Here is a 16,293-nt window from a genome sequence, read left to right on the forward strand (position 1 = left end):
GCTTGGCTAGAGCGCTTGATTTGGGATCAAGAGGTCGCAGGTTCGAATCCTGTCACCCCGATGACCATAAATAGATAAAGAATAAAATAAAAGCTATTGCTTTACAAATACCGTAAAGCGATAGCTTTTTGTTTTTAATTCAAAGGCCAGCTTTGTGTAGAAATTCAATCATCATATACAGATAAAACTCTTGACGGTGCCAGATGGCCCTGTGAGTGGCCCCTTTAATAAGGATTAAACGTGCATCAGGAATGCATTCGGCCATTTGCCTGGAATGTGAAACCTTAATGACATCACGGGTACCAAATTGAGTTTTATAAAGATCATTTCAGCCGGCGATTTCAGAGTGTTCCGAATGATCGGGGGGAGCAGCGGATAATAGTTCGAAGGATGTCGTACAAAGCGTCTTCGGAGATCCCGATTATAGCATTGACAGCCAATTCCTATCAGGAGGATATCCGGAAATGTCTGGATGCGGGTATGAATATACATTTAAGCAAACCGATAGAGATTAAAAAACCGCTCCAACAGTATTTTTGCAAAAGGATACTGATTTGGAACGGTTTTATTTTTTGTTTACAGAAAACCATGAGTTCTCAAATAGGCTCTTTTTTGATGGGATATATCGGATTCTTTACTGTTTTTTCGGTATTTGAGAGGTGTTTCGCCATAATAGCTGTAAAAAGCACTGGAGAAGGCCCGTGCATCCGAAAAACCGTTGTCCAGAGCAATTTGCAGTATAGACAGATCTGTGTCCATCAGATCCTGATAGGCATGATGAACACGGATGCTGGTCAGATATTTCTTGAAAGTGGTGTCCATGTATGTTTTAAATGTACGGGAGAGATGTTCCTTTGAGAGTGAAAAAACATCGGCCAGCATTTCTAATGAAAGTGGTTCCATATAATGGTTATCAATATAGTCGATAATTTCTGTGCAGCGTTCAATATGCTTCTGTGATTTGATAGAATGAGGAACGAGTTTTGGGGCTTTACATTCGGAAAACAGAATGTAAAGAATTTCATAAAAGAAACTGTTGAGCTTTAGTTGATAAAGAGGAAGCTGGCTGCGATTGCGGAAAATCGGATAAATTTCCGCAAAAGCAGATTCCAATTTATTATAAGCATCAGATGAAGGCTCTACGATATAGCGGTAATTATTAAAAGTCGGAAAAACAGCCATGAGAAAACTATATGGAAAGATAATCGAAAGCATTTCGCTTTCTGAATGATAGTTTGTATGACAGCCATGAATGTCGCAGCTGTTGATTAACAGGATGTCATGAGGATGTGCTTCGAGTTCATGTCCGTTAATTTCAAATAAGCAGGAACCTTTGATGATATATGAAATTTCCAGGCTTCGATGCCAGTGTTTCTTGACATCGGTAATACAATTTTCTGATTGAAGATAGACCCATGCGAGAAATTGATCAGGAACTTTGATCGTTTCATGAAAGTAATCCATAATTGCCTCCCTTTTGAAAATTCATAGCATAAAAATAGCAAAAAAATGATAAATAAATGTAATATTAGTATAATTTATAAGTAAAAAAATGTCAATTAAAAGAATAAAAACTGATAAAACATCAAAAAAATGATGATGAGTCAAAAATAAAACATCAAAAAAATGTATTTTACTTGTTAAAAAATGAGATGATTATTCACAGGGATTGATTATAATAGAGATATCAATTCAACGAATAAAAATATCAGGTGCTATTAGTAACCGGTATCTGCCGGTAAGGGTGAGGGAGGAATAGCGTTTTATGAATAGGAAGAAGTCTTTTAATCGTCCGGCTTTGTGGGAACATCTTTTATTTTTGGGTCCGGCATCAATTGTGTTTCTCATTGTCATTATTATACCGTTTATCATCAGTGTTGGCTATTCGTTTACAGACTGGAACGGTGTATCTTCAAATATTTCATTTATAGGTATCAAGAATTTCATAGATATTTTTACCGGAAAGAGTAATTTTCTCGGCGCATTCAAGTTTACATTCATTATTGCAATATGTAATGTTGTTTGCATGAACATAGCAGGTATTGCGATAGCAGCACTGTTAACGACAAAAATTCCGTTGCAGAGTGCATTTCGAGTTGTATTTTATCTTCCGAATATCATCGGAGGATTGATTCTTGGTTTTGTATGGCAGTTTATTTTTATCAATGGTGTACCTGCAATCGGCAAATTATTGCATTTCGGGCCTTTGATGACTCCGTGGCTTGGAACAGAAATGACGGCCTATGCAGCCATTGTGATTGTATCCGTGTGGCAGGGAATGGGGTATGTGATGGTTATCATGATTGCTGCGTTAACCGGCATTTCTTCAGAACTTGTTGAAGCAGCCAAGATTGATGGTGCCAACGCATTTCAGATTTTCTTTAAGATCAAGCTGCCTTTATGTATGCCATATATTACATTATGCCTGTTCTGGACGATTTCTCAGGCATTTAAGATGTTTGATCTAAATTATTCTTTGACAAAGGGAGGGCCGTATGGCTCCACAGTATCTCTTGCATTGAATATTTATAATGATGCCTTTGCGAATAATAAATATGGTCTTGCAACAGCAGAATCCTTTGTATTTTTTGTGATTATCCTGGTTATTACATCTGTTCAGATGTATTTCTCCAGAAAGAAAGAGGAGGAATTGATGTAATGAACAAAAGAGCGAAAAAGCAAAAAGCCATTATATTTGTGATCGTATTGATTCTGGCATTAATCTTCGTATATCCGCTTTTTTTAATTGTGATGAACTCAGTTAAGCCATTAGCTCAGATTTTGACAAAGCCTTTGAGCTGGCCGGATGTTTTTCAGATAGAAAATTATGTAAAGGCATTCAAAGAAGTGAATGTACTGCATGTCATGAAGAATACAGCCGTTTTGACGATAGGTTCTGTTGCAGGTATTACTTTACTTGCGGCGATGACTGCATATTGGACATTCAGATATCAGACGAAATATTCAAAAGTCTTTGAGACCTTTGTTATATTATCGATGTTGATTCCCTTTGCATCATTGATGCTGCCCCTTGTACAGGTAATGAAAGTACTGGGACTTAATAATTCTATGTTTGGAACAATTCTGACTTATTGGGGAATCGGTCTTGCTTTTGCGTTTTTTATGATGCAGAGTGCGGTCAAAGGGCTTCCGGTGGAACTGGAAGAGTCAGCTCGAATTGATGGCTGTTCAAGAACAAGAATTTTCTTTTCAATCATAATTCCGCTTTTGAAGCCAACAATGGTCAGCGTGGTGTTGATGGATATGTTCTGGATATGGAATGATTTTATGGTTCCGTTAATTATGATGAATAATGAACGATTGATGACGATTCAGTTGTCAATCAGCAGATTATTCGGACAGTACGCCAGTAAATGGGATATTGCATTGCCGGCATTGGTAATGACGATTTTGCCGATTGTTATTGTATTTATTCTTTTACAGAAAAAGATTATGGACGGTGTTATTGCCGGGGCTGTAAAAGGTTAAATAATAGAGGAAACTTAGCTAAAGGATTAAGGAGGAAGACGATGAAGAAGATGAAAAAAGCAGCAGCTTTAATGATGACAGTTGCAATGATGCTCAGCATGGCTGCATGCGGCAACAGCGGTGCAAAGGAAACAACAGGTGCAGCAGAAGGATCTGATACACAGGTGGCATCTCAGGCAGCAGATGGTGAGGAGAAGACAATTTATATTTATCAGATGAAAACAGAAATTCAGGATGCCCTTGAGAAGGTGTGTGAAGTTTACTCTGAATCTCATCCAGGGGTTAAATTCGTCTGCGAGTCTGCATCTGATAATTATGCAACGAGTTTGAAGACAAAGTTTTCAGGCGGTGATGCACCGGACATTTTCAGTATTCAGGGGTATTCAGATGCACTTGTGTGGCAGTCACAGTTAGCAGATCTGACAGGTGAACCTTTTACATCTGAAATGATAGATACTTCAGCAGAAAATGTTACGCTTGACGGTAAAGTGGTTGCATTTCCTTTGTCTGTAGAGGCAGCAGGTTATGTTTATAATACAGCACTTTTTGAACAGGCAGGTATTACAAAAGTACCGACAACAAAAGAAGAATTAGCAGAAGATGTACAGAAACTGGCAGATGCCGGTGTATCCGTACCTATTTCAGAAACTTATATGGACTGGTATCAGTTAGGCAACTTTATGATCAACCTTGGTTTTGCTGGCCAGGAAGATCCTAAGGCATTCATTGATGGTTTGTCGGATGGTTCTACATCATTTGTGGGAAATAAAGTATTTGAAGAACTGGCAGATTTCATTACATTTGAATATGCTTTAGATACAAATCCTTCAACAACAGACTTTAATACACAGACATCTTTAGTTGGTTCCGGTGATATGGCTATTACAATCGGCGGTAACTGGTCACAGCCAACGTATGATGCAATCAACCCGGATCTGCCTGTAAGTCTGATGGGTATTCCTTATTCTAGTGATGAAAAAGAAAATGATCAGTTATATTTGGTAGGTACATACTGGGGTGTCAACAAGGATTCCGAGAATCTTGATACAGTTAAAGACTTTATCAACTGGCTTGTTACATCTGATGAAGGTAAAGAATGCATGACAAAGACATTACAGCTGATTCCTGCATACAACAATATGGAAGCAGATGCGGACAGTATTGGTACTCTTGGCAAAGCTGTTTCTGATTACATGGCAGCAGGAAAAGTAGACAACATCTACTATACATTTTATCCGGATGGTTTTGCGCAGGCAGCAGGTGAAGCTGTACAGAAACTTGGTGCAGGCAAATCCACAAACGATGAATTCCTTCAGGAGCTTCAGGATGCCTGGGATAACCTTTCTAAATAATAGCTCAAAAATTAAATTTACAGAATTGGCAGGTTAATCAATGAAAAAAGAACAAATTGAAGAAATCATCAGCAAAATGACACTGCATGAAAAAGTTCTCTTGTGTACAGGAAAGAATTCATGGAGAACAAGAGATTATGAAAAACTTGGCATTCCATCAATTCTGGTAAGCGATGGAACAAGCGGTGTAAGATTTCAGATTGGTTCTGATCAGCCGGAGGAGATGTCTTTTTATGACAGCCTTGGTGGCAGTTTTGACAATGAGGAAGCCATGTCACGTACATACAGAGCCACTTGTTTTCCAAGTGGCTCTGCTATTGCCTCTTCATGGGATACAGAGTTGATCGGAGAAATCGGTAAAAAACTTGCAGGTGAATGCAAGGAACTTGGAATTAATATGCTTTTGGGACCGGGAATGAATATTCACAGACATCCATTGACGGCAAGAAATTTTGAATATTATTCAGAAGATCCGGTTATAACAGGGGAGATGGCAGCAGCGATTGTGAGCAGTGTACAGCATGAAGGTGTCGGCACATGTATGAAACATTTTGCATGTCATAATTCGGATTCCAGGCGTACGCGTGTGAATGTACATGTTAGTGAAAGAGCACTACGGGAGATTTATCTTGCAGGTTACGAGCGGGTTGTGAGAAAAGCACATCCGGTGAGTCTGATGACCGCTTATAATAAGATTAATGGAGAAGAAGTCAGCGGTGATAACAGAATAACAAGAGATATTCTGAAGGGCGAATGGGGATTTGACGGTACTGTCGTTTGCGACTGGGGAGCCGTTAAAGATCCGGTTGAAGCGAGTAAAGGACGGATCGATCTTCAGATGCCTTTAAGCAAGAGTTCTGCTGCTTATCTTGAACAAGCTGTAGAGACTGGACAGTTGGATGAAAAGTTGGTTAATGAAAGAGTAGCGCGAATTTTGAAACTTGTTTTCCAATTAAAAGAGTGGGAAGCAGGATGGGATACAGTGAAGCATGAAGACAGTCATTGGTTGGCAGTTGAAGCTGCTGCAGAGTCTATGGTTCTTGTAAAGAATGAAAATCAGATTTTGCCGTTAAAACCACAAAAAGGTGAGAAAATTGCTGTACTGGGACATATGGCAAAAGAACCGAAATATCAGGGAACTGGATGCGCAGCAGTTCATGCCAGAAAGGTTGATATACCATATGATCAGATGATTCCGTATTTAACAGAGTGTGAAGTTAAATTTGCAGAGGGATATCAGGCCGATGGAACGACAACAGATGAATTGATTAGAGAAGCCGTTCAAACAGCAAAGGAAGCGAATCAGGTTCTTCTGTTTGTGGGAAGTTTTCTTCCCGGTGAAGATGATGATTATAATCGTAAAGATATCAAATTGTCGGAAGGAATGACACGATTAATTGATGCTGTTTCTGCAGTGAATAAAAATTGTATTGTTATCTTATCCAGCGGAGAAGTTTGTGAAATGCCATGGCGTCATCAGGTTTCAGCCGTACTTTTGACATGGTTTTCAGGTGAAGGTATGGGTAGTGCCATTGCAGATATTCTGTTTGGAAAAGTATCACCATCCGGTCGTCTGGCTAACACAGTTCCGGAGCGTCTGCAGGATACACCGGCCTACCTTTCATTTGATGGTAATGTATATGAAATTCCATATGCGGAAGATATCTATGTCGGATATCGCTATTATGAAAAGAAAGGTATTCAGCCAGCCTATCCTTTCGGATATGGTTTGTCATATACATCATTTGAATATGAACATCTGGCGGTCAGCGAAGAGAATGACCATACAATCGTGACAGTTGATGTGACCAATACAGGTGCTGTAGTGGCAAAACATGTTGTAGAACTTTTTATTGAACCAAAGATGAAGACAAGACTGCCAAGACCGGTGAGAGAATTAAAAGCATTCAAGAAGATATTTTTACAGCCGGGTGAGAAAAAGCAAGTATGTTTTTCGTTGGAGCGCAGAGATTTTGCATATTATGATCCAAAGGTGAAAGACTGGGTGATTGAGAATGGCGCCTATGCGATTGAAATCTGTCATGACAGCATGAATGTGGCAGTGTCTGCAGAAATTACAAAATCCGGTGAAAAATATCTTGTACCATTGGGCTATGACTGTGGTTTTTATGAAATGTTCCAGTATCCTGAAGTGAAGAAAATGTTCTATGAATTCCTCGTAGAGCAGGGGCTTGTGACCGCGGATCAGGTGAATGATAATCTTGAAAAAGGTATTATTTGGAGTTTCTGGGCAGTCAGATCTTATCTGGATATGAATAGTAATGGCTTGATCAGCTTTGAGGCATACAACAGATTCATAGACAGGGCCAATGAAGTCATCAAAAAGATGAAAGCAAAATAACAGGCAGGCACTGCCATCAGACTTTGTATAGGATTTGGAGTCGGAAAACTGAATGGAGTAAATAGATATGGCAGTAAAATTATACCATGGAGATATTGTGTATACGCCATCTGCAGATGCGTTGGCAGTTTATGAAAACAGCTATATTGCAGTGGATAGTGGAAAAGTCGAGGGGATTTATCCGGTAATTCCGGAGAAATATAAGCATGCAGAATGTATAGATTATGGACGTCAGATGATTATTCCGGCCTTTTCGGATCTGCATGTGCATGGTTCACAGTATGTGCAGCGTGGAATAGGCATGGATTGTCTTCTTTCCAATTGGCTGAATCATTACACATTTCCGCAGGAAGCCGGATTTAAAGATCTGTCTTATGCAAAGAAGTGTTATGATGCTTTTGTGGATGATATGATTTGTCACGGAACATTTCATGCCAATGTTTTTGGAACCATCCATCGTGAGGCAACAGACTATTTGTTCAGGAAAATGGAAGAAAAGGGCATGTATGGTTTTGTAGGAAAAGTCAATATGGATTGTAATTCTCCGGAGTTTCTCATTGAGACAACAGAAGATTCACTGAGAGAAACAGAAATCTATCTGGACAGTCATACAGGCAGCGGGAAAGTCAAACCGATCCTTGCACCGCGTTTTGCACCGACCTGCAGTGAAAAACTGATGACAGGTCTTGGCAAGCTTGCAGCGAAATACCATTGCGGTGTGCATACACATCTGGTGGAATCAATCTGGGAAGCAGAGGAAGCATTAAGATGTTTCCCTGGATATCATTCAGATGCAGAGATTTATGAGCGTGCAGGTCTGATGGACCATGGCCCTTCAATTTTTGCACACGTTATTTTCCCGACAGAAGAAGACAAGCGCATCATGAAAAAGCACGGCAGTTTTTCAGTTCACTGCCCGGACGCAACGACCAATATTATTGCGGGCATTATGCCGCTGGCGGCTATGCATGATGAAGAACTGAAGATTGCTATTGGTTCAGATGTGGCCGGAGGGCATAGCATTGCCATATACAAGCAGATTGCGCGTGCCGTTCAGCTCTCAAAATTAAAGGAATTTTATGAGCCGGATCAGAGTCAGACAATTACGCTTACACAGGCTTTTTATCATGCAACAAAAGAAGCAGGAAGCGTCTTTGGAAAAGTCGGATCCTTTGAAAAGGGATATCAGTTTAATGCTCTGGTTATTGATACTATGGAAGATTCATGGGTACCGCTTACGGCAGAAGAGCGTCTGGAGCGATTCTGTTATATAGGGGATGACCGGAACATCAGAGCAAGATTTATAGACGGGAAAGAGATTCATTTTGAAAACTAATTAAAACCAAATAGGTAAAAAAACATGGAAAAACACAGCATTTTAAGTTGAGTGGTAAGGGATATCGGCTTAAATGCTGTGTTTTTTTATTTAAGAAAGAAAATCAGAAAGTTTAATCTGATAATCCATGCGCTGACTGGATGGGGATACAATTTCGATGATCCAGTCGGGAGCTCCATTGCAGACATATTCAGTAAGTTTATCCGCATCACAAATAACAGAAATATCGGGTTCAAGGTAATTGTGGTCATTCCTGTTCAAAAAAACAGCAAAAGGTGCGGGATAAACCTCACAGGAAACCTTGTTGTTTCCCGTCAGGAAGTTCGTAGATATCTTTTGTTGTATAGGTATTTCCCTTTGCCAGTGGCATGACAGTGACCTTCTTTTAAAAGATATGGTGATGTATTAATAATATTATATATGATTTGAGTATATTCATGAATATTTAATGCAGTTAGAACAACAAACAAATTATATATTATCATTTGATGACAATTTGGAAATTCCTGCATTGTTAAAAGCGGTAGGGATTAAGCATGAGGAAATGGAAGATGATTTTTTCGAAAGAATAATACGATATGTAAAAATTGCAGTTGAAGTTTTATCAACAAAGGTATTTGTTTTCGTAAATATCAGGAGCTATTTGACAGATGAACAGATACAGGAATTGATTAAGAAAATTAGATATCAGGAGGCGAAAATTCTGTTTATGGAAAGTCAAGAAAGGGCTTGCCTGGAAGGAGGAATGCGGTATATTATAGATAGAGATGGTTGTGAAATCTATTAAAATCACACAGCTTGGGTACCTTGTTTTATGCAGGTGATAGCATTTCATTTTTGAATTTGAGGTTTGAGAATGATGTAATGGCATTAAAACAGGTTATTCCCTGTCGGTTGTGATAGGGAATTTTAGTATATAAGGAGAGAATAACTAGGAGGCAGAATGGCAGTACCAAAGTATTATGAAATGTATCATTCTTTTCTTCAGAGTTTATCGGATGGCGAAGAGCATCCGTATTCAGATGTCAAAAAGAAAGTAATAGAAGATTTTAAGCTGACAGATATAGAACTGGCAGAGCTGCTACCAAGTGGAAAACAGCCTGTGTTCAGCAATCGCATTGGATGGTGCAGAACGTATCTGAAAAAGGCGGGGTTGATAGAAAGTCCGACAAAAGCGCATTTTATGATTACAAAATCAGGAAGAGAAGTATTGAAATCAGGGAAAAAAATTACCAATGAGGTTCTTAGAGAATTTCCTTCTTTTGTAAAGTTTATTGACGGTGATACCGAGAAAGTTAAAGATACTGCAGAAGAAAAGGATTCTTTAAACAATGATGAGACACCGCAGGAGACTTTGGAGCGGGTGTATGGAGAATTAAATAATGTCTTAAAAGATGAACTTTTAACTCGGATTCACGAAAAATCGCCGGATTTCTTTGAAAAAATGGTGGTTGAGCTGATGGAAAAGATGGGATACGGCCGTGGTCAGATTACCCAGAAAAGCAGAGATGAGGGAATAGATGGCATGGTGTATCAGGATAAATTGGGTTTTGATGTCATCTATATTCAGGCAAAGCGATATGATTTGGAAAAAACGGTTGGACGTCCGGAACTTCAGAAGTTTGGAGGCGCCATACCGGAGAAGAATGCTAAGGGCTTATTTGTGACAACCGGCAGATTTTCTCCGGATGCACAGAAGTATGCCAATGACCGGCATATTATTCTTATTGACGGACAGCATCTGGCAGAGCTAATGATTGAACATGATTTTGGTGTCAGCACAGAGTATACCTATCGGATCAAACGAATCGATATGGATGTTTTTGAAGAGGAAGACTGAACATTTATAGTATAAAAGATAGTATAGACGAAAGGACTTTTATGAACATACAGATTTTCGGCACATCAAAGTGCTTTGATTCAAAGAAGGCCATGCGTTATTTCAAGGAGCGCGGCATTAAGTATCAGTGGATTGATATGAAGGAAAAGGGGCTCAGCAAAGGGGAGTATACAAAGGTGAAACAGGCGGTAGGCGGTCTGGATGCTATGCTGAATCCGAAGTGCAAGGACCAGGACATACTGGCGCTGATCAAGTATATTGCAGATGAAGACAAGGATGAAAAGGTGTTGGAGAATCAGCAGGTATTAAAGACACCGATTGTCCGAAACGGTGCGCTGGCAACGGTGGGTTATCAGCCGGATGTATGGAAAGGCTGGAAGTAGGACAAGATGGAACCGTATTATTATCAACAGATGAACAAGCAGAGACAGGCAGTCTATCATGCCATTTTGCAGGGAATCACAGCCCTGGCGGATGAGTTTCAGATTCCTGCAATAGAGGGGGCGGAGCTCTATGATGTATTTTTTCAGTTGCGGCTGGATCATCCGGAGATTTTTTGGGCTACAGGATTCAAGTACAAATATTTCAAAGATTCACCGAATTATATTTTTATCCCGGAGTATATTTTTGAGAAGAACAAAATCCGTGAACATCAAAGAGCTTTAAAGGCCAGAGTGGACAAGTTGATACGGCCGGCGAAGCATTTGTCGGACATAGAGAAGGAAAAATATATCCATGATTTTGTTTGTGAGAATGTCCATTATGATAAATTGAAAAAGGCTTATTCCCATGAGATAATCGGGCCTCTTGGACAGGGGGTCGGGGTCTGCGAGGGCATTGCCAAGTCAGTGAAAATTCTGTGTGATGCACTGAATCTCTGGTGCATCATAGCCATTTGCGGAAATAATCCTGAAAAAGGTATTAAGTACAGACATACCTGGAATATTATCCGGCTGGATGGAAAGTATTATCATCTGGATGCCACATTTGACAACAGTCTCGGGCGCAGTGGAAGCGGTGCACCGGAGATTCGTTATGATTATTTCAATTTGGACGATAAAGCTGTATTCAGGGATCATGAGCCGTTGATTGCGCCGGCACCTGCATGTACTGACAACAGCCGTTTTTATTACAAGGAGAAGAAGCTATCTTTTACAAAGACAGAGGAGGTATATAAGCGTTTTCTTCAGGCGGCCAAAAAAGGAAAAACATTGACCTTTCACTGGAGGGGCGGTTATCTGACCCGGGAAGTACTGGAGGAATTGTTAGATTTGATGCAGCAGGCCGGTGCAGTAAAGAATAAAACGGCTGTTGTTAGTTTGAATTGGGCCCAGGCAGTGCTGCGGCTGCATTATGTGGAGAGTGCGGAGGCAGGCGATGAGAATGCAGAAGCAGCGAATGGTGCAATCGGAAAGGGAACGCATAAGGCAAAAATTGACGTGACCATGGAAGACGCCAATGAAGGCGAGCAGATTGAGACGGATTAATTGTGTAATATATATAACAGCATAAATGATTATCAGCCCCGGAACGACAATGTTTCGGGACTTTTTGTATGCAGAAAAGGTATTTCGACTTGTGGATTGGGTGTTGTGTCGATGATTGTCGATGATTGGAAAATGTTGCAGGAAACATAAATTTGACAAAAGAGTAATAATATGATATATTATCCGTAATGTTTTTGTAATAAATGAAATATTTTAGTAAAAAACAGATTCCACTACAAGTCAATATGAGAATGTAAGACGACGTTTTTACAGGAGGTTTATATCCATGATTAGAAGAAAACTTGCATTACTTGGCACTACTGTTGCAATTTCATTGCTGCTTACAGTACCGGCATTTGCAGCAGATACCAAAGATACAGACACTGCACAGAACGCCCAGAATACACAAAGCATACAGGAAGAGAAGGCAGAAGAGAAGACAGAAGAGAATACGGGTTATGTAACATGTTCTGTTCTCAATGTGCGCAGAGCCAGCTCTGATAAATCAGATAAAGTCGGAACACTGAAGAGGGGTGAAGAAGTCAAGATTCTGAGAGATGAGGAGAATGGCTGGTATGCAATTGATTTTGAAGGTCACATCCGATATGTTCACGGTGATTATATTACAACAGATCAGGACGAGGTGAATGGTTATACAGCCAGCAGCTGGGATGGGCCTGTTCTGACTGCTTCGGCAGGTACGATTAACGGACCGAGCGGCAAGGAGACCTATTACAATCTGAATATGTCTGGGGTTGTCAGCATTATGAGAAGTCTTGGCAATACAGATGAGTACTGGGTCAGAGACGACGGTGCCAAGATGCTTGGCAATTATGTAATGGTTGCTGCCAATCTGAATGTCCATCCGAGAGGCTCAATTGTAGAGACGAGTCTTGGACTTGGTATTGTCTGTGATACAGGTGGCTTTGCATCCGGCAATTCCACACAGCTGGATATTGCAGTTAATTGGTAATTATATATAAAGAATGATGATTTTAGTCCGGGATGGAATAGATACATTTATCTATTCCATCCTTTTTTTGATTATGCTATACTATATTGAGCGTCAATAAAGTGGGGGGCGGTATCCATCATTTGACCTCTCAAAACGGCAAGTGATGCATGATATATATGAAAACGCGGTAAGCGTTGGAAATTGTCATTAATTATGGAGGAAATGAAGAAATGGCGAAAGACCATAAACAGGGGAAAAGGGGTCTGAATATTATCATTGTAGGCTGCGGCAAAGTTGGTGCCTCCCTGACGGAACAGTTATATAAGGAAGGACATGATATTACACTGGTGGACAGAAGTTCGGATCGTCTTCAGGCATTGACAGATATGTATGATGTTATGGGAATTGTAGGAAATGGTGCCAGTTATAAGATTCAGAGAGAAGCAGGTATTGACAATGCAGATCTGATGATCGCTGTCACAGATTCTGATGAGCTGAATCTACTTTGCTGCACGGTAGCAAAGCGTGTGGGTGATTGTGCAGCCATTGCCCGTGTCCGTACACCGGATTACAGCGATGATGTTTCTTATTTGAAGGAGAAGCTGGGGCTGGCAATGATCATCAATCCGGAGATGGAAGCAGCCAATGAGATTACGCATGTACTCAGCTTGCCGGCAGCATTAGGTGTCAACTCATTTGCCCATGGACAGGCACAGATGATCCGTTTTAAGATTCCGGAGAATAACAGACTGGATGGCCAGAAGGTTATGGCCATGGCCAGAAATATTTCGGGTGATGTGCTTGTATGTGCTGTAGAACGAGAGAAACAGGTATTTATTCCGGATGGTAATTTTGAACTGCATCAGGGAGATGTTGTCTCTTTTATCGCTGCATCCAAAGCGGCAAAGGAGTTTTTTGAGCGTATTGGAATGCCGAACAAACCGGTGCATAATACGATGATCATCGGAGGCGGTAAGGCAGCTTATTATCTTGGCAAGATGCTGCTGGACATGGGAATTGAAGTTAAGATCATAGAGATGGACAGAAAGCGGTGCAGGGAGTTGAGTGTTTTGCTGCCTCAGGCAACGATCATCAATGGCGATGGTACAGATGAAGAACTGCTGAAGGAAGAAGAAATTGCTTATGTGGATTCACTTGTTCCACTGACAGGTATTGATGAGGAGAATGTGCTGCTGGCGCTCCATGCAAGGGAAGTTTCTGATGCCAAGGTCATTACCAAGGTGAACAGAAATGCTTTCCATAATCTTATCGACAAACTGGATCTTGGCAGTGTTATTTATCCGAAGTATATTACGGCGGAGGCGATTGTTGCCTATGTTCGTGCAAAACAGGCATCCATGGATAGCAGCAATGTGGAGACGATTTACCATATGTTTGATTCAAGGGCAGAAGCCATCGAATTTAATGTCAGTGCCAGTTCAAGAGTGACGGATGTGCCATTGAAAGACCTGAACACAAAAGATAATCTGCTGATCGCCTGTATTAATCGATACGGCAAAATCATTATTCCAGGTGGTATGGATTGTATTCAGGCTGGGGATACAGTTGTCATCGTAACAACACATACCGGTTTCCAGAATATTGAAGATATTTTGCGGTAGTGGAGGTGCCAGATGAACGGAGGAATGATCAGATTTATTCTGGGCAGTGTATTGAAAGTGGAATCGGTACTTCTTTTATTTCCTTGCATTGTCGCAGTTTTTTATAGAGAATCCGCAGGTTACACAACAACAGGCGCCAGCATTTTGTCGGATGTCGAATGTCTGTCACAGAGCATTCTTTTTTGGCGGAGTTTCAGTCACTGGATTGGCGGTATGGGCGTGCTTGTTTTCCTTTTGGCGATTATCCCGCTGAGCGGCGGTTCACATATGAACCTGATGCGAGCGGAGAGCCCGGGGCCATCTGTGGGCAAGCTGGTGCCAAAGGTACGTGCGACAGCGCGTATTCTCTATTTAATTTATTTCGGCATGACCATTGTCGAGCTGATTTTCCTGCTTATTGGCAAAATGCCGTTTCTTGAAGCCATGATGATCACTTTTGGTACAGCAGGCACCGGTGGATTTGGTGTGCGAAATACAAGCATTGGCGGTTATTCAGCTTATATTCAGTGGGTTGTTGCCATTTTTATGATTTTATTCGGTGTCAACTTTAATGCCTATTACTTTTTATTGATGAAGCGCTTTAAGCAGGCCTTTGACATGGAAGAGGTCAAAGGTTATTTCCTGATCATTGCAGCAGCCAGTGCATTGATCTTTATCAATATCTATGACAAGACAATGACAGCTGCCGATACGATCCGCCATGTGGTTTTCCAGGTTGGATCCCTGATGACATCTACCGGTTATTCTACGGTGGATTTTGATCTGTGGCCAAGTGCGTCGAAGGTGGTATTGATCATCATCATGTTTATTGGTGCCTGTGCAGGAAGTACCGGAGGCGGTATTAAGGTTTCGCGTGTTATTATGATGCTGAAGAGCGTGAAACGTGAATTAAATGCTTACCTCCATCCGAAGAGCGTTCGTACGATTAAGATGGAGGGCAAGGCACTGGATCAGGGAGCCATCAGTTCCGTAGCTGTTTACTGTATTACATTTACCCTGATATTTGCGGTATCTTTCCTTCTTGTGGCCTTGGAAGGAAGAGATCTGACCACGAATTTTACAGCCGTTTTGACAACGATGAACAATATGGGACCGGGGCTGGCAGATGTTGGCCCATCCAAGAACTTTGGCGGACTTTCAATATTGTCGAAATATGTCCTGATGTTTGATATGCTGGCGGGACGTCTGGAACTGTTCCCAATGCTCGTTTTATTCCATCCTGTATTATGGAAGGAAACATGGGAAGGCGGCAAACGAAGAAGACGTCTGAAAAGAAAAAAAGTCTCTTGAGAATTAAAATATAACTGTGTGACAATGGCAGATAGTTGCCGGAAAGGCGGTTGATGATTGATGAAAGAACGATTACTGCGTGAATTTGCAGAACGGTTTGGAAATGCGGAAGGTGCACAGGTTTACTTTGCACCCGGACGTGTGAATTTGATCGGTGAACATACAGATTACAATGGCGGCCATGTATTTCCATGTGCACTGGATATTGGCACGTATGCGGTGGTTAGAAAACGTCAGGATAAGCGTTTGTTTTTTTATTCAATGAATTATCCTGAAGCGGGCATTATCAACAGTTCACTGACCGGTCAGCTGGAACATGATGATGAGGATGGATGGGCCAATTATCCGAAGGGTGTGATATGGGCCTTTGAAGAAAAAGGTATGCAGCCGGCCTGGGGTTTTGAAATGATGGTTTACGGCAACCTGCCCAGCGGAGCAGGGCTGTCATCTTCTGCTTCCCTTGAGGTCTTGACAGGATGGGCACTTAGAGATATATTTGAATTTGAAGTATCCGATCAGGAGATAGCACTGATCAGTCAGCATGCGGAGAATACATTTAA

The 16,293-nt window shown here is 41.0% G+C and carries 14 protein-coding genes and 1 pseudogene; 13 read left to right on the forward strand and 2 right to left on the reverse strand.

All coding sequences use genetic code 11. From position 1 onward, the window contains the following. Positions 1-576 precede the first annotated feature (576 nt). Positions 577-1,464, reverse strand: a complete 888-nt coding sequence (locus tag WMO25_RS05835) for an AraC family transcriptional regulator (protein WP_349084547.1) — start codon at positions 1,462-1,464, stop codon at positions 577-579. Positions 1,465-1,765: 301 nt separating this feature from the next. Here WMO25_RS05835 and WMO25_RS05840 point away from each other — a divergent pair, with 301 nt between their 5' ends. From WMO25_RS05840 to WMO25_RS05860, 5 genes are all read left to right on the forward strand, one after another. Then, positions 1,766-2,659, forward strand: a complete 894-nt coding sequence (locus tag WMO25_RS05840) for a carbohydrate ABC transporter permease (RefSeq protein ID WP_250800107.1) — start codon at positions 1,766-1,768, stop codon at positions 2,657-2,659. After that, a complete protein-coding gene (locus tag WMO25_RS05845; RefSeq protein ID WP_117529254.1) occupies positions 2,659-3,489 on the forward strand; it encodes a carbohydrate ABC transporter permease in 831 nt (276 codons plus the stop codon). Before WMO25_RS05840 ends, WMO25_RS05845 begins: the two co-directional genes overlap by 1 nt. Before the next feature lie 41 nt (positions 3,490-3,530). Continuing rightward, on the forward strand, positions 3,531-4,841 hold the full coding sequence (locus tag WMO25_RS05850) for an ABC transporter substrate-binding protein (protein WP_349084549.1): 1,311 nt from the start codon (positions 3,531-3,533) through the stop codon (positions 4,839-4,841). Positions 4,842-4,881: 40 nt separating this feature from the next. Then, positions 4,882-7,203: a glycoside hydrolase family 3 C-terminal domain-containing protein gene (locus tag WMO25_RS05855; RefSeq protein WP_349084551.1), complete on the forward strand. Its 2,322-nt coding sequence runs from the start codon at positions 4,882-4,884 to the stop codon at positions 7,201-7,203. A 67-nt stretch (positions 7,204-7,270) separates the two neighbouring features. Beyond that, positions 7,271-8,539 carry an amidohydrolase family protein gene (locus WMO25_RS05860; RefSeq protein ID WP_349084552.1) on the forward strand — a complete coding sequence of 423 codons (1,269 nt, stop codon included), beginning with the start codon at positions 7,271-7,273 and terminating at the stop codon, positions 8,537-8,539. A 108-nt stretch (positions 8,540-8,647) separates the two neighbouring features. Here WMO25_RS05860 and WMO25_RS05865 read toward each other — a convergent pair. Then, positions 8,648-8,848: pseudogene (locus WMO25_RS05865) on the reverse strand (Uma2 family endonuclease); the annotation flags it as partial. Between the two features lie 124 nt (positions 8,849-8,972). Here WMO25_RS05865 and csn2 point away from each other — a divergent pair. The 8 genes from csn2 to WMO25_RS05905 all read left to right on the forward strand — a co-directional run. Next, positions 8,973-9,326 carry a type II-A CRISPR-associated protein Csn2 gene (gene csn2 / locus WMO25_RS05870; RefSeq protein WP_349084565.1) on the forward strand — a complete coding sequence of 118 codons (354 nt, stop codon included), beginning with the start codon at positions 8,973-8,975 and terminating at the stop codon, positions 9,324-9,326. A 156-nt stretch (positions 9,327-9,482) separates the two neighbouring features. Continuing rightward, complete coding sequence (locus WMO25_RS05875; RefSeq protein ID WP_349084554.1) at positions 9,483-10,379, forward strand: restriction endonuclease; 897 nt, start codon at positions 9,483-9,485, stop codon at positions 10,377-10,379. A gap of 41 nt (positions 10,380-10,420) precedes the next feature. Beyond that, positions 10,421-10,762 (forward strand): arsenate reductase family protein, encoded by a 342-nt coding sequence (locus tag WMO25_RS05880; RefSeq protein WP_349084556.1) that lies wholly within the window; start codon positions 10,421-10,423, stop codon positions 10,760-10,762. Positions 10,763-10,768: 6 nt separating this feature from the next. Then, positions 10,769-11,866: a transglutaminase domain-containing protein gene (locus WMO25_RS05885; RefSeq protein ID WP_349084557.1), complete on the forward strand. Its 1,098-nt coding sequence runs from the start codon at positions 10,769-10,771 to the stop codon at positions 11,864-11,866. Between the two features lie 286 nt (positions 11,867-12,152). Next, complete coding sequence (locus tag WMO25_RS05890) at positions 12,153-12,839, forward strand: SH3 domain-containing protein (RefSeq protein WP_349084559.1); 687 nt, start codon at positions 12,153-12,155, stop codon at positions 12,837-12,839. Positions 12,840-13,051: 212 nt separating this feature from the next. Then, positions 13,052-14,443 carry a Trk system potassium transporter TrkA gene (gene trkA / locus WMO25_RS05895; RefSeq protein WP_349084560.1) on the forward strand — a complete coding sequence of 464 codons (1,392 nt, stop codon included), beginning with the start codon at positions 13,052-13,054 and terminating at the stop codon, positions 14,441-14,443. Between the two features lie 12 nt (positions 14,444-14,455). Further along, positions 14,456-15,733 carry a TrkH family potassium uptake protein gene (locus tag WMO25_RS05900; RefSeq protein WP_349084562.1) on the forward strand — a complete coding sequence of 426 codons (1,278 nt, stop codon included), beginning with the start codon at positions 14,456-14,458 and terminating at the stop codon, positions 15,731-15,733. Between the two features lie 60 nt (positions 15,734-15,793). Continuing rightward, positions 15,794-16,293: galactokinase family protein (locus WMO25_RS05905; protein WP_349084563.1), on the forward strand; the 500-nt coding region annotated here is incomplete at its 3' end.

Source organism: Coprococcus intestinihominis, assembly GCF_040096555.1.
GTDB lineage: Bacteria > Bacillota > Clostridia > Lachnospirales > Lachnospiraceae > Coprococcus_A > Coprococcus_A intestinihominis.

Bases quoted from the DNA above. Each gene is read 5' to 3' on its own strand.
- WMO25_RS05835 (WP_349084547.1), bottom strand. From the start codon at position 1,464: ATGGATTACTTTCATGAAACGATCAAAGTTCCTGATCAATTTCTCGCA.
- WMO25_RS05840 (WP_250800107.1), top strand. From the start codon at position 1,766: ATGAATAGGAAGAAGTCTTTTAATCGTCCGGCTTTGTGGGAACATCTT.
- WMO25_RS05845 (WP_117529254.1), top strand. From the start codon at position 2,659: ATGAACAAAAGAGCGAAAAAGCAAAAAGCCATTATATTTGTGATCGTA.
- WMO25_RS05850 (WP_349084549.1), top strand. From the start codon at position 3,531: ATGAAGAAGATGAAAAAAGCAGCAGCTTTAATGATGACAGTTGCAATG.
- WMO25_RS05855 (WP_349084551.1), top strand. From the start codon at position 4,882: ATGAAAAAAGAACAAATTGAAGAAATCATCAGCAAAATGACACTGCAT.
- WMO25_RS05860 (WP_349084552.1), top strand. From the start codon at position 7,271: ATGGCAGTAAAATTATACCATGGAGATATTGTGTATACGCCATCTGCA.
- WMO25_RS05875 (WP_349084554.1), top strand. From the start codon at position 9,483: ATGGCAGTACCAAAGTATTATGAAATGTATCATTCTTTTCTTCAGAGT.
- WMO25_RS05880 (WP_349084556.1), top strand. From the start codon at position 10,421: ATGAACATACAGATTTTCGGCACATCAAAGTGCTTTGATTCAAAGAAG.
- WMO25_RS05885 (WP_349084557.1), top strand. From the start codon at position 10,769: ATGGAACCGTATTATTATCAACAGATGAACAAGCAGAGACAGGCAGTC.
- WMO25_RS05890 (WP_349084559.1), top strand. From the start codon at position 12,153: ATGATTAGAAGAAAACTTGCATTACTTGGCACTACTGTTGCAATTTCA.
- trkA (WP_349084560.1), top strand. From the start codon at position 13,052: ATGGCGAAAGACCATAAACAGGGGAAAAGGGGTCTGAATATTATCATT.
- WMO25_RS05900 (WP_349084562.1), top strand. From the start codon at position 14,456: ATGAACGGAGGAATGATCAGATTTATTCTGGGCAGTGTATTGAAAGTG.